The organism is Pilosibacter sp. YYHA0881 (genome assembly GCF_051602715.1).
GTDB classification, from domain to species: Bacteria; Bacillota; Clostridia; order Lachnospirales; family Lachnospiraceae; genus Alitiscatomonas; species Alitiscatomonas aceti.
This window is the reverse complement of sequence record NZ_CP175657.1, coordinates 1,990,936-2,006,717: the sequence shown is the minus strand read 5'-3', so window position 1 is coordinate 2,006,717 and position 15,782 is coordinate 1,990,936. Positions and strand designations below refer to the sequence as shown.

17 protein-coding genes are annotated in these 15,782 nt (G+C 41.7%); 11 read left to right on the top strand and 6 right to left on the bottom strand.

The window, feature by feature from the left end; genetic code table 11:
- Nucleotides 1-40 precede the first annotated feature (40 nt).
- Complete coding sequence (locus tag ACI6NM_RS09255) at nucleotides 41-1,453, top strand: relaxase/mobilization nuclease domain-containing protein (protein WP_002578945.1); 1,413 nt, start codon at nucleotides 41-43, stop codon at nucleotides 1,451-1,453.
- 270 nt (nucleotides 1,454-1,723) lie between these two features.
- Here the strand turns inward: ACI6NM_RS09255 and ACI6NM_RS09250 are convergent, their stop codons facing one another.
- The 4 genes from ACI6NM_RS09250 to ACI6NM_RS09235 form a co-directional block, all read right to left on the bottom strand.
- Nucleotides 1,724-2,008, bottom strand: a complete 285-nt coding sequence (locus tag ACI6NM_RS09250) for a topoisomerase C-terminal repeat-containing protein (protein ID WP_073459356.1) — start codon at nucleotides 2,006-2,008, stop codon at nucleotides 1,724-1,726.
- Between the two features lie 145 nt (nucleotides 2,009-2,153).
- Nucleotides 2,154-2,891: a 23S rRNA (adenine(2058)-N(6))-methyltransferase Erm(B) gene (erm(B), locus tag ACI6NM_RS09245; protein ID WP_002292226.1), complete on the bottom strand. Its 738-nt coding sequence runs from the start codon at nucleotides 2,889-2,891 to the stop codon at nucleotides 2,154-2,156.
- Nucleotides 2,892-2,998: 107 nt separating this feature from the next.
- Nucleotides 2,999-3,382, bottom strand: coding sequence for a helix-turn-helix domain-containing protein (locus tag ACI6NM_RS09240; protein ID WP_099323097.1), 384 nt, complete (start codon nucleotides 3,380-3,382; stop codon nucleotides 2,999-3,001).
- 34 nt (nucleotides 3,383-3,416) lie between these two features.
- Nucleotides 3,417-4,553, bottom strand: a complete 1,137-nt coding sequence (locus tag ACI6NM_RS09235) for a tyrosine-type recombinase/integrase (protein WP_002304408.1) — start codon at nucleotides 4,551-4,553, stop codon at nucleotides 3,417-3,419.
- Nucleotides 4,554-4,935: 382 nt separating this feature from the next.
- Here ACI6NM_RS09235 and ACI6NM_RS09230 point away from each other — a divergent pair, with 382 nt between their 5' ends.
- Entirely contained in the window at nucleotides 4,936-5,313 is a 378-nt protein-coding gene (locus ACI6NM_RS09230) for a helix-turn-helix domain-containing protein (protein ID WP_002578940.1), read from the top strand.
- 162 nt (nucleotides 5,314-5,475) lie between these two features.
- Here ACI6NM_RS09230 and ACI6NM_RS09225 read toward each other — a convergent pair whose 3' ends face one another.
- Both ACI6NM_RS09225 and ACI6NM_RS09220 read right to left on the bottom strand, forming a co-directional pair.
- On the bottom strand, nucleotides 5,476-6,030 hold the full coding sequence (locus ACI6NM_RS09225) for an ImmA/IrrE family metallo-endopeptidase (RefSeq protein ID WP_002304410.1): 555 nt from the start codon (nucleotides 6,028-6,030) through the stop codon (nucleotides 5,476-5,478).
- Between the two features lie 51 nt (nucleotides 6,031-6,081).
- On the bottom strand, nucleotides 6,082-6,531 hold the full coding sequence (locus ACI6NM_RS09220) for a helix-turn-helix domain-containing protein (RefSeq protein ID WP_002304411.1): 450 nt from the start codon (nucleotides 6,529-6,531) through the stop codon (nucleotides 6,082-6,084).
- Between the two features lie 286 nt (nucleotides 6,532-6,817).
- On the opposite strand from ACI6NM_RS09220, the gene ACI6NM_RS09215 reads away from it, so the two are divergent.
- From ACI6NM_RS09215 to ACI6NM_RS09175, 9 genes are all read left to right on the top strand, one after another.
- A complete protein-coding gene (locus tag ACI6NM_RS09215; RefSeq protein WP_002304412.1) occupies nucleotides 6,818-7,381 on the top strand; it encodes a hypothetical protein in 564 nt (187 codons plus the stop codon).
- Between the two features lie 262 nt (nucleotides 7,382-7,643).
- Complete coding sequence (locus tag ACI6NM_RS09210) at nucleotides 7,644-7,949, top strand: helix-turn-helix transcriptional regulator (protein WP_002304413.1); 306 nt, start codon at nucleotides 7,644-7,646, stop codon at nucleotides 7,947-7,949.
- A gap of 514 nt (nucleotides 7,950-8,463) precedes the next feature.
- Nucleotides 8,464-8,871, top strand: a complete 408-nt coding sequence (locus tag ACI6NM_RS09205) for a type II toxin-antitoxin system PemK/MazF family toxin (protein WP_002578938.1) — start codon at nucleotides 8,464-8,466, stop codon at nucleotides 8,869-8,871.
- Nucleotides 8,872-8,877: 6 nt separating this feature from the next.
- Entirely contained in the window at nucleotides 8,878-9,114 is a 237-nt protein-coding gene (locus tag ACI6NM_RS09200; RefSeq protein ID WP_002304418.1) for a helix-turn-helix domain-containing protein, read from the top strand.
- Between the two features lie 117 nt (nucleotides 9,115-9,231).
- The gene (locus ACI6NM_RS09195) at nucleotides 9,232-9,855 is read left to right on the top strand and encodes a helix-turn-helix domain-containing protein (RefSeq protein ID WP_002304420.1); all 624 of its coding nucleotides are present in this window, start codon (nucleotides 9,232-9,234) and stop codon (nucleotides 9,853-9,855) included.
- 4 nt (nucleotides 9,856-9,859) lie between these two features.
- A complete protein-coding gene (locus ACI6NM_RS09190) occupies nucleotides 9,860-11,233 on the top strand; it encodes a site-specific integrase (protein WP_002304423.1) in 1,374 nt (457 codons plus the stop codon).
- 85 nt (nucleotides 11,234-11,318) lie between these two features.
- Nucleotides 11,319-11,624, top strand: coding sequence for a hypothetical protein (locus ACI6NM_RS09185; protein ID WP_002304425.1), 306 nt, complete (start codon nucleotides 11,319-11,321; stop codon nucleotides 11,622-11,624).
- A 1,537-nt stretch (nucleotides 11,625-13,161) separates the two neighbouring features.
- On the top strand, nucleotides 13,162-13,326 hold the full coding sequence (locus ACI6NM_RS09180) for a relaxase/mobilization nuclease domain-containing protein (protein WP_438501100.1): 165 nt from the start codon (nucleotides 13,162-13,164) through the stop codon (nucleotides 13,324-13,326).
- An 835-nt stretch (nucleotides 13,327-14,161) separates the two neighbouring features.
- Nucleotides 14,162-15,607: an ISLre2 family transposase gene (locus ACI6NM_RS09175; RefSeq protein ID WP_438500853.1), complete on the top strand. Its 1,446-nt coding sequence runs from the start codon at nucleotides 14,162-14,164 to the stop codon at nucleotides 15,605-15,607.
- Nucleotides 15,608-15,782: the final 175 nt, after the last annotated feature.

Genomic DNA, 15,782 nt, shown 5'->3' with positions numbered 1-15,782 from the left:
CGACCGGTGGCTTTTTCTTTTTGGGAAGGAAGTGATGGGAATGGCAGCGACAAGATTGATTGCACTCCATGTGAATAAGGGAAAGACGGTCGCTCAATGTTTGGCAGACAGAACCGACTACTCACAAAATGCCGCAAAAACCAATGATGGCGAATTTATCAGTTCCTATGAGTGTGATCCAAAGACAGCAGATGAGGAATTTCTGCTTTCCAAACGGCAGTATCAGCATATTACCGGCAGACAGCAGAAGAACAATATCATCGCATACCAGATACGCCAGTCCTTTAAGCCGGGAGAAATCACCCCGGAAGAAGCGAACCAAGTCGGCTATGAAACAGCGATGCGATGGACAAAGGGAAAACACGCTTTCATCGTTGCGACCCACATCGACAAATCCCACATTCACAATCATATCATTTATAATTCGACCTCGCTGGATGCCACACGGAAATTCAAAAACTTCTTTCTTTCCGGTCTGGCGGTGCAAAGACTCAGTGATATGGTTTGCCTGGAACACGGGCTGTCCATTATTACACCGAAGCCGTATCGGGAGCGCCAGAAAAGAACTGTTTATCCCAAGAAGCGTACCCAGCGTGACGAATTATGTGATGCGATTGATGCGGTGCTGAAGCAGAAACCAAAGAGCTTTGATGGCTTTGTTCAGGCTCTGGCTGACATGGGATTTGAGTTCAAGGATGGAAAGCAGCCTGCGTTCAAGGGCGAGAATCAGAAGCGTTTCATTCGGCTGCGTTCCCTGGGCGAAGGATATAGCAAAGAGGAAATTCAAGCGGTTATCTCCGGCAAGAACCTGCACAAATCAAAAGGCGGCTCTGCCAAGGCTCCTGCCCCGAAGCAGTTCCAGATGCTGATTGATATTCAGGCAAAGATGGCCGAGGGCAAGACGGTCGGTTATGAAAAGTGGGCGAAGAAGTTCAACCGAAAAGAAGCTGCCCGAACGGTAATCCTACTGAAAGAAAAAGGCTTGGGCAACTACGACGATCTGACTGCTCATATTGAAAATCTGTCTGCCCGGTTCGATGCGCTTTCTGATTCTATCAAGGTCGCAGAGAAACGTATGGTTGAGGTTCAGGCGTTGCAGCAGCACATCAAAAATTATCGCAACACAAGGCAAATTTATATCGAGTACCGCAAGTCTGGATATAGCAAAAAATTCTTTGAAGAACACCGTCAGGAAATCACAATTCATAAAGCGGCGAAGCAAGCCTTTGATGAATTGCAGATTACAAAGCTCCCGTCCATGCAATCATTGTATGAGGAGTTTCATCAGCTGGCAGTCCAGAAAAAGCAGGACTACGCTGAGTACCGTCAGATCAGAAAAGAGAAAGAAGAACTGCTGATTGCCAAACGGACGGTTGAAACGATTTTGAATATCGACAGGCAGAAAGAGCAGGAAAAAGAGAAAGAGAAAGAGGAAAAGAAGAACTTCCGTTAAAGCAAAAAGCCACGGTCTGCACTCCCCAAAGGGTGCGGATCGTGGCTGCTTTTTTGCTTTTCGATTTCGGTGCTTTCAACCATGGGCAAATTTTTATTCTACTGTTCTTTGAGAAACGATTGAAAATCGTGTAGCCATCATCGGCAGATGATGTTCAAAGGGGATTGGGGATGCTTCCCCAACAAGCAAATTTGCGAAGATTGCACCGAAGGGAAAATCGAGAAAATGAGTGAACCTGTACAGGTTTACACTGCTTGCCAATTTGTGAGATTATTTTGAAAAAGAGATAAAATCAATATATCCCTTTTCTCCGATTTTTACAACGGCATTGTAGGACTTTCTATCTTTCGTTTTGATTCCTTTTACCAGGGTTTCTTTTCCCTCTAGTAATTCTTTTACATTTGTTTTGGTGAGTTTTTTCTTTCTAAAATGTTCAGCTAAAGTGAAGGTACATTCAGGATAATTTGAACAACCATAAAACGATTTTTTTAATACAATATTGTTGCCACACTTAGGACATTTTCCTACAAGGGGTCCCGAGCGCTTAGTGGGAATTTGTACCCCTTATCGATACAAATTCCCCGTAGGCGCTAGGGACCTCTTTAGCTCCTTGGAAGCTGTCAGTAGTATACCTAATAATTTATCTACATTCCCTTTAGTAACGTGTAACTTTCCAAATTTACAAAAGCGACTCATAGAATTATTTCCTCCCGTTAAATAATAGATAACTATTAAAAATAGACAATACTTGCTCATAAGTAACGGTACTTAAATTGTTTACTTTGGCGTGTTTCATTGCTTGATGAAACTGATTTTTAGTAAACAGTTGACGATATTCTCGATTGACCCATTTTGAAACAAAGTACGTATATAGCTTCCAATATTTATCTGGAACATCTGTGGTATGGCGGGTAAGTTTTATTAAGACACTGTTTACTTTTGGTTTAGGATGAAAGCATTCCGCTGGCAGCTTAAGCAATTGCTGAATCGAGACTTGAGTGTGCAAGAGCAACCCTAGTGTTCGGTGAATATCCAAGGTACGCTTGTAGAATCCTTCTTCAACAATCAGATAGATGTCAGACGCATGGCTTTCAAAAACCACTTTTTTAATAATTTGTGTGCTTAAATGGTAAGGAATACTCCCAACAATTTTATACCTCTGTTTGTTAGGGAATTGAAACTGTAGAATATCTTGGTGAATTAAAGTGACACGAGTATTCAGTTTTAATTTTTCTGACGATAAGTTGAATAGATGACTGTCTAATTCAATAGACGTTACCTGTTTACTTATTTTAGCCAGTTTCGTCGTTAAATGCCCTTTACCTGTTCCAATTTCGTAAACGGTATCGGTTTCTTTTAAATTCAATTGTTTTATTATTTGGTTGAGTACTTTTTCACTCGTTAAAAAGTTTTGAGAATATTTTATATTTTTGTTCATGTAATCACTCCTTCTTAATTACAAATTTTTAGCATCTAATTTAACTTCAATTCCTATTATACAAAATTTTAAGATACTGCACTATCAACACACTCTTAAGTTTGCTTCTAAGTCTTATTTCCATAACTTCTTTCATTTGGGAATAATTCAAGCTGGCGAATCATATAATGTGTACTTGGAATGTAATCAAAATAAAACAATAGTGCTAGATATAAACTCCATGGAATTGGGCGTGTCCGATTTTCGTAGGCACTATAAGTTTGTCGTGAAATACCAACAGCCGAAGCAATTTCTTCTTGTGATGCACCAACTTTTCCTCTGAGTGCGGGTAACTCAATCGCCAATTGAGTGGCCAAGTTCTCTTTCTCATCTTTACTAAAATTCCAAAACTGCTTATAAGCATCTCGCCCTACAAATTGAATCAATAAATCTCCTCCTGGGTATACTCTTTCGTAGAGTACATTACTCCACGAAAAAACACCGCCAAACACTGAAAACTCAGCATTATTTGACGGTGTTGACAATTTATTTGACGGCTAATAAATCAGAAAGCCGTTGCATATTTTCTCTTTTTAAATCCATGGATGGGTGTACATAGCGATTCATTGTAATATTCACGCTGGCATGACCCAATATTTCGCTGAGACTTTTTACATCGAATCCAAGCTCTATGCACCTTGTAGCAAATGTATGACGTAACGAGTGATAATTTGCGGAGGTGATTCCGCTGTTTTTCAATACCTTCTTAAAATGATTTTGCATGGTTCTTGGTTCTAATGGATTCTGATCGCTATTGGTTAGGATGTAGCCAGTAGAAGAAGCTTTGTGTGCTGTAAGAATAGTCATTAAGCCATGGGGTACTGGAATAGTACGGATGGAGCAAGCACTTTTTGGTGTGGTAACAACAATCCTTGTCTTGTATTCACTGTTGGTTCTATCTTGGATTCTCTGGAGCGTTTGATGCACGTGGATTGTGTAATCTGAGAATGAAACATCTTCCCATCGTAACGCACAAATTTCACCTACTCTGAGACCAGTGAATAAACATACTAATATACCAATATTGCAGGAATCAAGATTAGAATACAAGTATTGGCATAATTTTTCCTGTTCAGCACGACTCAAAACTCTCATTTCCTTCGTTTGACGTTTTATCTGTATAGATCGTGCGTCACAAGAAATGGCTTTCCCGTTTCGGGTGGCAAATTGTAAGACATTTCGAATTAGAGATAAAATATCTGAAACAGTTTTAGAGGAAAGTCCATTCTCCTTTAATCCACCAGAAACAAGGAAAAAATTACACTGCGTTTCAATAAACTCGTGTGTTATATCACGCAATTGTTTGCTTCCGAACACAGGAAGTATATACGAGCTGAGAAGATTCCTATATTTGTTGCTTGTAGATTCCTTCACTTTAGGACATATAGCTTGAAACCATTCCATAGCAACCTGTTCAAATTGATCTGAGCTAATTTCTGGATCGACAGTGACAGAATTACTCGTGCACGAACTTTGACTGATAAGTTTTGCCTTGACTTCTCGATATGACTTTGCATAAACATAACCGTAATTGGCTTTGCCTGTAGAAGATCGGGACTTAATGTATCTTCCTTCCCATCTGCCGTCTTTCCTTTTGTAAATATTTTCTCCTTTTCGTGCCATAAGGTACACCTCCTTCAATATGACTATAATTCTGACGGCAAATTGTGACTTTGGAACTTTCTAAGATGGATTTTTGTGCAAAACCTCGTGTTTTATGTCCCTAACATATTGACAAACAGTGCGACAATTTGTAAAATAAAGATATAAACTAAAAAAAACAGAGAAGAATGCGATTCGTGGAGTAATGTACTCTACGAATTTTTTATTTTAAAGAACCTCAAGATAGCTCATATTGTCGTCTTGGGGTTCTTTTCATTCTATCATTTAATGCAATCTGCCTATAAAATTTTATCATATTGCATTTATAAATGCAACTTGCACCCGATGTTGGTTGTTGAGATTTTTGGTACATTTTATAATGTATAGCAGAATCATACACAGCATGGAGGTGATTGAAACGCAACCGGAAATTGATTACGTTAAGATTGGTCAGCGCATTAGAGCTGCCCGACTGGAAAAGGGTTATAGTCAGGCTGATTTGGGTGCGTTGGTTGGTTGCTCGAACAATCATATGAGCCATGTTGAAGTTGGACAGACGAAAGTTTCTTTGGCAATGCTTCTAAAACTGGCATTCGTCTTGGAAAAGAACTTTGACTATTTTTTACTGGATACCCCATATGCAAAATGCGACAGCATCATTGATAATGAGATTGCTGCAAAACTGAAAAAGTGTAATGTAACAACATTGATAACCGTAGGAAAGTTGATTGATGTCTTGATTGACCAGCAAGAGATGATAAAAAAAGCGGAGCTTGATTGATATAATGAAAAAGAAGCCCATTGACGGTACAGAGTGAACTGCTATGGGGTTCTTTTTTGCAGCACAATATACTGATTCTTTAAGAAGCAAAAAGTCCACCAGTCATGATGCACTACGCATCGTACTGGTGGACTTTTTCTGTAAAGATATAAAAATAGATATTCATATATCGCCATAACCAATGTCGTTATCGTAGGCATGAAGATCTTCTTTCAGGAAATCTGCTTTACGAATATACATCGAATTTACCAGCTCTCCTTTTTCGTGGAGCAGGCTGAATTTGTAGTCTAATAATGCTGCCGGTACATAGAGCATTTTAGCCGTTTCAAAAAATGTGTGTTCCGAAAGGCATTCCAGGACTTTCCCATCTTCTAACAGAAGCTCCGCCGCAAAGAAGTTTGCTTCATTTTCTTCGATTGATCTATCATCAAAAACTTCCATTTCTTGAAAGCCGTGCATCATAGCGATTTTTGTATGCAGGACAGCGTGTCCTAATTCATGTGCGACTAATATACGCTCCAGGATACCGTTCACATTGTGATCTATCACGATATTCTTTTGTCTGGACTGGTAATAGAAGAAGCCCTTCAATTTCTTCTGTAAATCGTAATAGTGGATTTTGATACCTAACAGCTGACATAGCTCGTAAGGGTCTCTGGTGTGATATTTTCGCACAAGCTTATCGACAGTTTCAATGATATGCTCTGCCGTTTTCATTTGCTTCACCTCCGAATCGCACACAGAAAACATATTCTGTGCTTGAGGATTTTACTCTTTATCTTTATGCTTTCTGTATTTCTTCGGAGTGTACTTTTCCCGTGCTGTTTTCTTAGAGTCCATATAAACTGACATAATCGCCTGGAAGAATACATCTTTTGCGTCCTCGTCCAATTCTCCACCGGCAAACAGAGAATTTACACGACCCAACACTTCCTGAGCTTCTTTTGCTCCTTTTGAACCGAAGTTTTCCTTTGCCTCTAAAATAAACATATCCTGATCTATATGGCTCTGGCTATCCGTTTCAGATTCGTCCAAAAGATAGGACACAGAGATATGCAGTGCTTCAGCAAGTTTTCTGATGTTGCTTTTTCTGGGGAGTGTTCCGAGCTGCTCATAGGTGTAAAGGGATCTTTCGGAAATGCCGGTCATCTGGGCAAGCTCCGTTTGAGATAGGTTCATAGCCAAACGAGCTTCTTTAATTTTTTCTCCAAATGTCATGGTAGTATCCTTCCTTTCAAAAAATATTTATTCGTAACTTCCGATTATTTGTTGACAAACTTCTGGAAAATGCTATAATAAGAATCATAACAGAAGTTTTAATTCCACTTAATTATATATCGGAACTTTTATAAAGTCAAGAACTTCCGATTTCACTTCTGTTATTTTAATCAAATATCGGAAGTTATAGTCATTCTTGTCCCATGGTATTTGTTTCCCTTTAGCCAAGTGACAGGAGTTAGAAAGGAATTCTTATTTTATGGATTAGGCTGAAAGGAGATTCTGAATGAGCAGATATAATACACAGGTATTAAGCAGTATTCGAATGCTTTGCCGGATGCAGAACATTGACGAGAAGGTTCTGTATGAAAGAGCAAAGCTGATTTTATCCATATATCGAGAGGTGTGCTGGTCTACCATTGATCGTGCGAATGATGTATGTGATACCCTTATTTGTACTTACGGTGACAGCTTAGATGGTGCATTGATTTATCTGGAGAACTTTGCTCCGGATGAAGCGAGAGAACGATTTGAAGAACGCATTCGCAGCTTATTTGAGACAAAGTGGATCATTGAACTGGTAGATATGGCTATGTTGAAAATCAGAGAATATCCAGATAAAGGCGCTCTGTACTGTGAGATTATCTCAAAGGCATATCTCAACCGCTTCAAGTACAGGGAATCAGAAATGCTGGAGGTTTTGAATATGGAACGCAGCACCTACTATGACCGAAAGAAAGAAGCGATACTGTTATTTGGTCTGTCACTTTGGGGAACAGCCATTCCTAAATTGAAAGATTTCCTGGAAAGTGCCCGGGAGGAAGAAGCATTGTGTTATTGTGAATGCTAAGACAGGATTTTAGTCCGACTAAAATCCGATGAAAATACGACGGTTCCCCTACTGAAAGTCCGACTTGTCCAGTGTTAAAATGGCTATGCTGGGAGATAGCGGCATAAAATTGAATAGAGAGAGTTACGCCTCGTGCCTGTAATGGGTACGGGGCTTTTTTTATACCTGCCTATTTTCCCCCATAATTAACACAAAGGCATGAACGAGAGCTTGGAGTAATTTACTCCGGCTCTTTTTTTATGCCTGCAAGGAGGACAGGCAGATGGCAAAGGGTATTGAGAATCGGGCACGATCTCCTCCCGCTGTTTTTGATTTTGCAACTTCACAAATTCAAAAACACGGAGGAACGAAAATGTATTACGACTTGGTTGAAAGCGGAAAAAGAATTAAAGCCTTGAGAAAGGAACATGGGCTTACACAGGAACAGCTTGCGGAGCAGTTAGGTGTTGCCGCAAACACCATTGCACGAATTGAAACCGGCAACAGAGGTATCTCTATTGATTTGGCAATCGAACTGGTTGTGCGCTTTGAGACAACCCTTGATTACATATTTTTAGGTCGTGAATAACCTCAAAACTATACCTACGAGGCAATAAAAACTTGCATGAGGAACAGGTACAATTTAGATACAGCCAAAGAAAATCGGCTGCTTGATCCTTGAAAACTGAATACACAGTCATCGAATACGTTCCTGTTGCCGGTGCGAGAGCATCAGCCACATCAGCGGTACGCCGAGACGTATCGGATAGAGAAACAGAACGACTTTCTTCTATAAATTAAGCGCTTGTCTCTCTCCCGATGCCAGCGATCAATACTGGCTTGTAAATATTGGGTTGCTCCCAATACGGCCATGAAAGCAACAGGATTAAAGATACTTCTCTACGGAGCTGGCGGAGAACCCGGCAGAGGTTAGATTCCTATGGAACTGATTCGCAATCAGTCGTTCGGTGATTCCCTGAGGGCGTAAGCCCTCTTTCCCAGGGGTGCGTGGCAAATATGGGACACATAGACTTTTGGACTGACTGCCTGATTCCTTTCTGGCAGTCAGTTATTACATAGCCAACGAAAGGAGGTCATGGCACATGATGAAAGAAAATTGGGTATATTGCCGTGGTGATATTTATTGCGCCAAGCTGGACCCGGTAGTTGGGTCGGAACAAGGCGGCATCCGTCCGGTTATCGTCATTCAGAACGATACCGGTAATAAACACGCTCCCACATTGATTGTGGCAACGGTCACCACCAGAATCCATAAGAAAGCGAATATGCCGACGCACTTTGTTATTTACGACAATCCTGCATTCAAAGAAGCGTCCGTTGTTCAGCTGGAACAGATTCGTACCATTGATAAAAGCAGGATTGATAATTACTTAGGTAAGGTAACGCCCCGTGAAATGGTAGCGATTGAGAAAGCCTTATCTGTCAGCCTGGCAATGGAACAGCTGAAAAAGCGTTCCCCAAAACATAAAGCAAAGAGAGCGAAGGAGTGAACATAAATGTTTGAAGAAAGAATCGCTGCCATGAATCAGCGCACCGAAGAAGCGATGGCTGCTAACGCAGTTCAGTTTGATAAGAGAACCTATACGGTTGATGAGATTCAGGATATTCTGGGCATCAGCAGAACCAGCGCATACAACCTTGTGAAAAAGAAAGTTTTCCATAGCGTCCGCATCGGTGGCAGTATCAGAATCTCCAAAAAGAGTTTTGATGAGTGGTTGGATCATCAAATGTAAGATTTGTCAAGGGCGTCGTACAACCCGGCGACAAACTTCAAAACATATTGAGAGTTCGATAAAATGTAGCCATGACAAGAAACACATGGCTACATTTTTTACATAGGAGGTTGTACGATGGCGGAAATGAGAAAACGCACGAGTATGTCTGTTCTGGAAATGGGCAGGATGCTCGGTCTTGGTAAAACGGAGTCATACTGGCTCATTAAGAAGAATTACTTCAAAACCATTCTTGTCGGCAACACCATGAGGGTGATGATCGACAGCTTTGAAGAATGGTATGCCAATCAGTTCAAATACCAGAAGGTCGATGGAACCCCTCCCGGCGAGGAATTGAAGAAAACTACATATTCAATGGAGGAGCTTGGACAGCGCCTTGGGCTGAAAGAAGCGACTGCTTACGAACTGGTTGCCAAAGGGCATTTTGATGTGGTCGATGTCCTGGGCAAGCGCAGAGTGACAAAGGAGAGCTTTGAAAGATGGTATGCTTCTCAAACCGATTACCGCACGGTAGAGGATCAGGAACTGGATGCAGATATTATGGCATCCACCTACGGTCTGCCGGAAATGGCAAGAATGCTTGGGGTACATCGTCAGACCATTTACTATATCGTTGCCAATGAAGATTTTGAGCTTATCAAGGTTGGCAGGTATAAGCGAGCTACCAAAGAGAGCTTTGAAAAATGGTATCACAATCAGACCCGCTACCAGTTAGCGGAAGATAGACAGGAAAGGAGCTGATTACATGGCATCTATCGTTAAGAGAAAAAAGAAGTATTCTGTGGTTTATACATACACCGATGAGAACGGCAACAAGCGTCAGAAGTGGGAAACCTTTGAAACGAATGCCGAAGCAAAGAAAAGGAAGTTGCAGGTTGAATATGAGCAGGAGTCCGGAACCTTTATTCCCCCTTCTGCTAAAACCGTCAATGATCTTTTGGATGAGTATATGTCAATCTATGGTGTGAACACCTGGGCGATGTCTACCTATGAAAGCAGAAAGAGCCTGATTGCAAACTATATTCGTCCCCTCATCGGTGATATGAAGCTGGAGGATGTCACGCCGAGAATCATGGACAAGTATTACCGAGATTTGCTTTCTGTCAAAGCGGTTTCTTCTAAGTATGTAAAAGCCCGTACAGAATATCTGACTCCGCATACTGTCCGAGAGGTTCACAAGACATTGCGAAATGCTTTCAATCAAGCGGTCAAGTGGGAATTGATGACCAGAAACCCTGTGGAGCACGCTACGCTGCCGAAAGAAGAACACAAGACCAGGGATATCTGGACAGCAGAAGTGCTCCAGAAGGCTCTGGAAGCCTGTGACGATGATATTCTTCGTCTGGCTATTAACCTTGCCTTCTCCTGTTCCCTGCGAATGGGCGAGCTTCTGGGGCTTACCTGGGACTGTATTGACATTTCCCCCACCAGTATTGAACTTGGTCAGGCAAGCATCTTCGTTGAAAAGGAGTTGCAGAGAGTAAATCGTGAAGCGATGGCAGATCTGGACGGTAAGGACATCATGTTCAAGTTCCCACCGACCTTCGCCAGTACGCATACCGCATTGGTTCTCAAAACTCCTAAGACCAAAACAAGTGTCCGCAAGGTGTTCTTACCGAAAACCGTAGCGGAAATGTTGGTACAGCGAAAGGCTGACATCGAAGAACTGAAAGACCTTTTCGGTGACGAGTTCGTAGACTTCAATCTGGTTTTCTGTTCTTCCAATGGCAAGCCGATTGAGGGGCAGGTTATCAACCGTGCTTTCAATAAGCTGATTGAGGAGAAGGGACTGCCGAAAGTGGTTTTCCATAGTCTCCGACATTCCAGTATCACTTACAAGCTGAAGCTGAACGGCGGCGATATGAAATCCGTTCAAGGCGATTCCGGTCATGCACAGGTCAAGATGGTAGCGGATGTTTACTCCCATATCATCGACGATGACCGCAGACTGAACGCTGAAAGAATGGAAGCTGCGTTCTACTCAGGCAGACAGGCAACGCCTGAGCCGGTTCAACCAGCCGCAACGGAAAGCTCCGCTGATGATAAAGAACTTCTTCTGAAGCTTCTGCAAAATCCGGAAATGGCAGCACTCCTGAAGTCGCTGGCAAAAACATTATAGTAACTGCAAGGGCAGATCCTTTTACATAGCTACAATAGCTGTAAAAGGGTCTGCCCTTATTTTTTTGTTATGGAGGTCAACGAGTATGGATAGAATCTTTATGGACGAGTATTACGAGCATCTGAGAGCTGACAATATCGAGGCATTTTCCAAGGAAAGGAACGACGAATATGTTGGCAGAGCTGAGGAATACAAAGCAGCAAAGTCGGCATTGCTTGAAGGATTGGGACTTGAGCATTTGTTTGACCATAGCCATGAACTGACTCCGAAAGAGAAAGAAATATGGATGCTGTTCGATAGGGTTGATGTAGCAGAGCTTCTTGCAAGGGATGCTTTTGCCAAGGGTGCTTATATGCTCGGCGCTGAGGATAGAGAGATTATGCTGAAATAAAAAAAGACCTGCTTCGGCGGGTCTAAATTACATAGAATCATTGAGTCTGAAAAACCTTTGAAATTCTTAATAATTCTGGTTGAAAAATTCATTTTGAAATGATATATAAAACAGACTGAAATCTGTGTCTAAGGACACCCGCACCCTCACACGAGAATGAATAGGATTTCCTATCATTTCGCATCACGAGAAGTTACATAGTGACATTTACTTGCACTTGCAACGTCCACCAAAAATCGAAAGACTTGCTAATTTCGAGCCAATCGGACGGTGTAAAATCCCTCTGAATTAGCTATCACAGCGTAGTATCAGATGGGATTTGAAATGCTGAAAAACCTTGTATTTCCAAGCATTTTTAAGCATTAGATGCCACTTCCCGATGTCGTATCGGGTCTACTCCTAAGCGAAAGGCCGTGCGTTCGAATCGCGCCGGGGACGCCAGCACACTATCGCGGAAGATTTTGAATCTTCCGCGTTTTTTATATCAAAAGCATGGAGCTCCATGTACTTAGATCTGGTTGCCGTGCCAACGGCCTGGTTTAATTTTCTACTAATAAACAGAGGGAAAGCTTACAGAGAAATTGAGATGAAGATAAATGATTATGAAGGACCTTGATTTATCCAAGATATCACAGTAGAAGCTACAGACCTTAAAGATAAAGTTCTAGTTAAAGCTATTAATAATGGTAATATTTCTGCAGAATTTGTAAGAGGTACAGAGGTTTTCTTTGGAGGAAATAAAGTGTTAGGTTATAATACTCAATATTTTTGTGATAGTGAATTGAAACCGGGAGCATCAATGACTGATTAAATGGATTATTACAATTGGGATGGAAAAACGATTCATTTAAAATGTCCGCCCCCACTCGAAGACTTGCACTGTCGATCATGGTAATTGTTGCCGTGCTTTCTATCGTCTACTCCCTCGCCTTGAACCTTTTTGCTATGGTTATCGGACTTGTATATCTGGTATTGGGTGTCTGTATTTTGATGCTTTTTTCAGCATGTTTTGGATCTATGCGGCGCTCATATTTGGATTTGCCGTTCTCATTTTTCTGGCATGTTTGCCGAGGTAGTCTCTCTCTGTCTGGAAGAATTGACCGGAAAAAAATTGAAATTTATCTTTTCATGACGAATCACAACTTAACGGGCCTGGGGAAATGATACGCCTCAGGTCTTTTTTTTGTATAAATATGCGAAAGGAACGGATGCCCATGGCAGTAACCAGACGTATTCCCATGCACATGAATAAGGGGAAAAACCATTTCCCAGAGTCTGGGCGACAGAACGGATTATGCGAAGAATCCGGAGAAGACGGACAAAGGTGAACTGGTCATGATCCCATGACCGTGGATAAAAAGTTTATGTTGTTCAAACGCCAATATGAGCAGACTACCGATCGCCGCCACAGAGGCATGAAGTGATTGCTTACCAGATTCGTCAGTCCTTCAAGCCCGGCAAGATCACACCGGAGGAAGCGAACTGATTGGGGCAGGAACTGGCTCTCCGTTTTACAAAAGGTAAGCATGCCTTCATTGTGGCAACTCATATCGATCGATCCCATGTTCATAAACACATCGTATTCAATTCCACTTCCATTGACGGAACCAGAAAGTTCAAAAACTTTTGGCTATCCAGTATCGCCCTGCAGAAAGTTAGCAATCGGAAAACGGCTTTTGAGGATAGTATATCCATAATATGATCTGATCATAACTCCGAAATCACGAAAAAGCAAGTTCAAAGCATCTCAGTTTGCACGAAAAAGCAAATTCGAGACGTTGTTTCGGAACTTCTGTCAGAAAGCGGGGGGCTTTATATAAATGATTAACGTATTTCTAACTCGCAATAACGAGTTAAAAATAAATTTACCTCAACAGGAAACGAATTAAAACGAGTTAGAATCGAATTAAATGCAAGTAAGAGATGATATAGGAAAAATTTTGGAATTGGTCTTGCAATGGAAAGGGAAAAGTTCTGTTGGTAGATATGGCTCCGTAGGTATCTGTCTACAATCTGAAACAGATGTCAAAGATATCTCTGTTTCCTCGGAGCACAAGATCGAAAGCATGGACCAGTAGGATCAGATGTTGTTCAGAAGGAAAGACAGAGGAAAATGGTCAGGAAATTGCTATCGATATGGCAACTACCAAGATCAAAGGGAAAATCGTGATCTCCAAAGCAGATGCAGATACAGAGAAGCTACGGTGCAGAGAATATTGCATCACGCCGAAGAAACTGTAAAAAACAGGAAATAGAATTAGGATAAGATGACCTGGGTTCGGGATGTCAGTATCGTATAGAGACTGGTTTTTTTACAGTATAGATTGCTTATGAAAAAGAGAGAATACGTCCCTGAATTTGTTAGAGTATTATGAAATAGTGAAGATAAGATAGTATTGTTAGTGTATAATTATCATTGGCAAATATAGGAACTATTCCTAAGACAAAAAAGGGAAACAGAGAAAATCCCTGCTTCCCAATCACACAGTTTTTCTTTATGATGTTAACTGCTAAGAAAAACATGTAAAGGAAACTGTATGATGAAAACTATTGTAGAGGAAAAACCAATATCTTTCAAGGAGTTGGAGCAAAAAATATTTTCTTATGTATGTGAGCTGGGCAGAGAGATCACAACTGCCATGCTGGAGGCTTATGATAAGGAACTGGCAGAGGGGAGGGATAAAAAGAATTACCGGGATAAAGGGATCCGCACCACCACGATAAAAACAGTCTACGGTGAAGTCAGCTATGGCAGGCACGTCTATCAGACAAAACTTGAGGATGGAAAGAAAGCCTGTGTGTATCTGCTGGATGAAGCCATGCAGATGGAAAAGATAGGCCTGATCTCCACAAACCTGGCAGAGAAGCTGGCCATGACGGTAACAGAAGCGCCGTACCGCGTTACAGCAGAGACAATAAGCAGCACCTGTGGCCAGAGCATCAGTGCCGGCGGTGTGTGGAACGTGATGCAGCGGTTGGGTGAAAGGATCAGCGAAGAGGAAGAACATGCTGTAAAACAGATGCATGCGGACCAGTCAGAGGGAAAAAAGGAGATTCCGGTACTGTTTGAAGAAATGGATGGCGTATGGCTGTCCATGCAGGATGAACAGCATAAAAAGATGAAAAAACAGGAAATGAAAGTCTTTACCATGTATGAAGGCTGGGATGCGGAGAAAGAAAAGCAGGGCCGCAGCAGCCTGGTGGGAAAAACCATGCTTGCGGGGATGGAGAACAGTAAGAAATTCCATGAAAAGCGGGAGGCCTGTATTTGCAAGAAATATGATGCGGATGAGATCGGCCAGCGCATCTTAAACGGAGATGGAGGCAGCTGGATCTACGAGCCATATGACCCGGAAGCAATCTTCCAGTTAGACAGATATCATGTATATCAGGAGATCACAGGGAAGATCCGTGATAAGAAAGCGCAGAGAGAGATCCGGGAACTGTTTGATACAGGCAAGCCGGAGGAAATGCTGGAATATATACAGATATATGCGACCAGCGTAGAAAGCCCGGATGAAAAGGATAAAAGCAGCCAAAAGGCCTGGGAATTATATCAATATCTGGAACGTAACAGGGAAGGTCTGCTGCCCTACGATAAAAGGGGGATAAAGATAGCAGCCCCGCCGGAAGGGATTCTTTATAAAAGGATGGGTGTGCAGGAAAATCAGAATTGTACGGTGATCACGCTGAGGATGAAGAACCGAAGGATGCGCTGGTCGGTAAACGGAGCCAATAACCTTGCCAAGATCCTTTACCAAAAAGAAAACAAGGAATTGATTGAGACGATAGAGCGATATACGGATGGCTTGGTGTTCACAATGCAGATGCAGGAGATCGTGGAAACATTAAGTGCCGCAAAAGCTCCAAAGAAGGACGGGAAAGGAAATCCGTATGTGGATGTGGTAAATGTGCATATGCCGCTGTTTGAAGCGATACAGACAGCATCCAGAAAGGCGTTTAAGAGAGCGTTCTGTTGTTAAACAAAGGAAAACCCATAGGGTCTATTTGGCATACCCAAAAACAGAAAAAATATCATAAGGAAAAAATGAAGTGGGTAAGTTGCCAACGATTACTTGACACAAACGATAGTATTATTTAAATTGATATTGTTCTGCTTGGGGATTATAATTAGTGTATTGAAACTATTATTAGTGG

Excerpts from the sequence above, each read along its gene's own strand:
- ACI6NM_RS09235 (WP_002304408.1), bottom strand. The coding sequence starts at position 4,553 with ATGGCACGAAAAGGAGAAAATATTTACAAAAGGAAAGACGGCAGATGG.
- ACI6NM_RS09220 (WP_002304411.1), bottom strand. The coding sequence starts at position 6,531 with ATGACATTTGGAGAAAAAATTAAAGAAGCTCGTTTGGCTATGAACCTA.
- ACI6NM_RS09185 (WP_002304425.1), top strand. The coding sequence starts at position 11,319 with ATGGATAGAATCTTTATGGACGAGTATTACGAGCATCTGAGAGCTGAC.
- ACI6NM_RS09225 (WP_002304410.1), bottom strand. The coding sequence starts at position 6,030 with ATGAAAACGGCAGAGCATATCATTGAAACTGTCGATAAGCTTGTGCGA.
- ACI6NM_RS09205 (WP_002578938.1), top strand. The coding sequence starts at position 8,464 with ATGATGAAAGAAAATTGGGTATATTGCCGTGGTGATATTTATTGCGCC.
- ACI6NM_RS09200 (WP_002304418.1), top strand. The coding sequence starts at position 8,878 with ATGTTTGAAGAAAGAATCGCTGCCATGAATCAGCGCACCGAAGAAGCG.
- ACI6NM_RS09210 (WP_002304413.1), top strand. The coding sequence starts at position 7,644 with ATGGCAAAGGGTATTGAGAATCGGGCACGATCTCCTCCCGCTGTTTTT.
- ACI6NM_RS09190 (WP_002304423.1), top strand. The coding sequence starts at position 9,860 with ATGGCATCTATCGTTAAGAGAAAAAAGAAGTATTCTGTGGTTTATACA.
- ACI6NM_RS09255 (WP_002578945.1), top strand. The coding sequence starts at position 41 with ATGGCAGCGACAAGATTGATTGCACTCCATGTGAATAAGGGAAAGACG.
- ACI6NM_RS09175 (WP_438500853.1), top strand. The coding sequence starts at position 14,162 with ATGATGAAAACTATTGTAGAGGAAAAACCAATATCTTTCAAGGAGTTG.
- ACI6NM_RS09230 (WP_002578940.1), top strand. The coding sequence starts at position 4,936 with ATGGAGGTGATTGAAACGCAACCGGAAATTGATTACGTTAAGATTGGT.
- ACI6NM_RS09215 (WP_002304412.1), top strand. The coding sequence starts at position 6,818 with ATGAGCAGATATAATACACAGGTATTAAGCAGTATTCGAATGCTTTGC.
- ACI6NM_RS09195 (WP_002304420.1), top strand. The coding sequence starts at position 9,232 with ATGGCGGAAATGAGAAAACGCACGAGTATGTCTGTTCTGGAAATGGGC.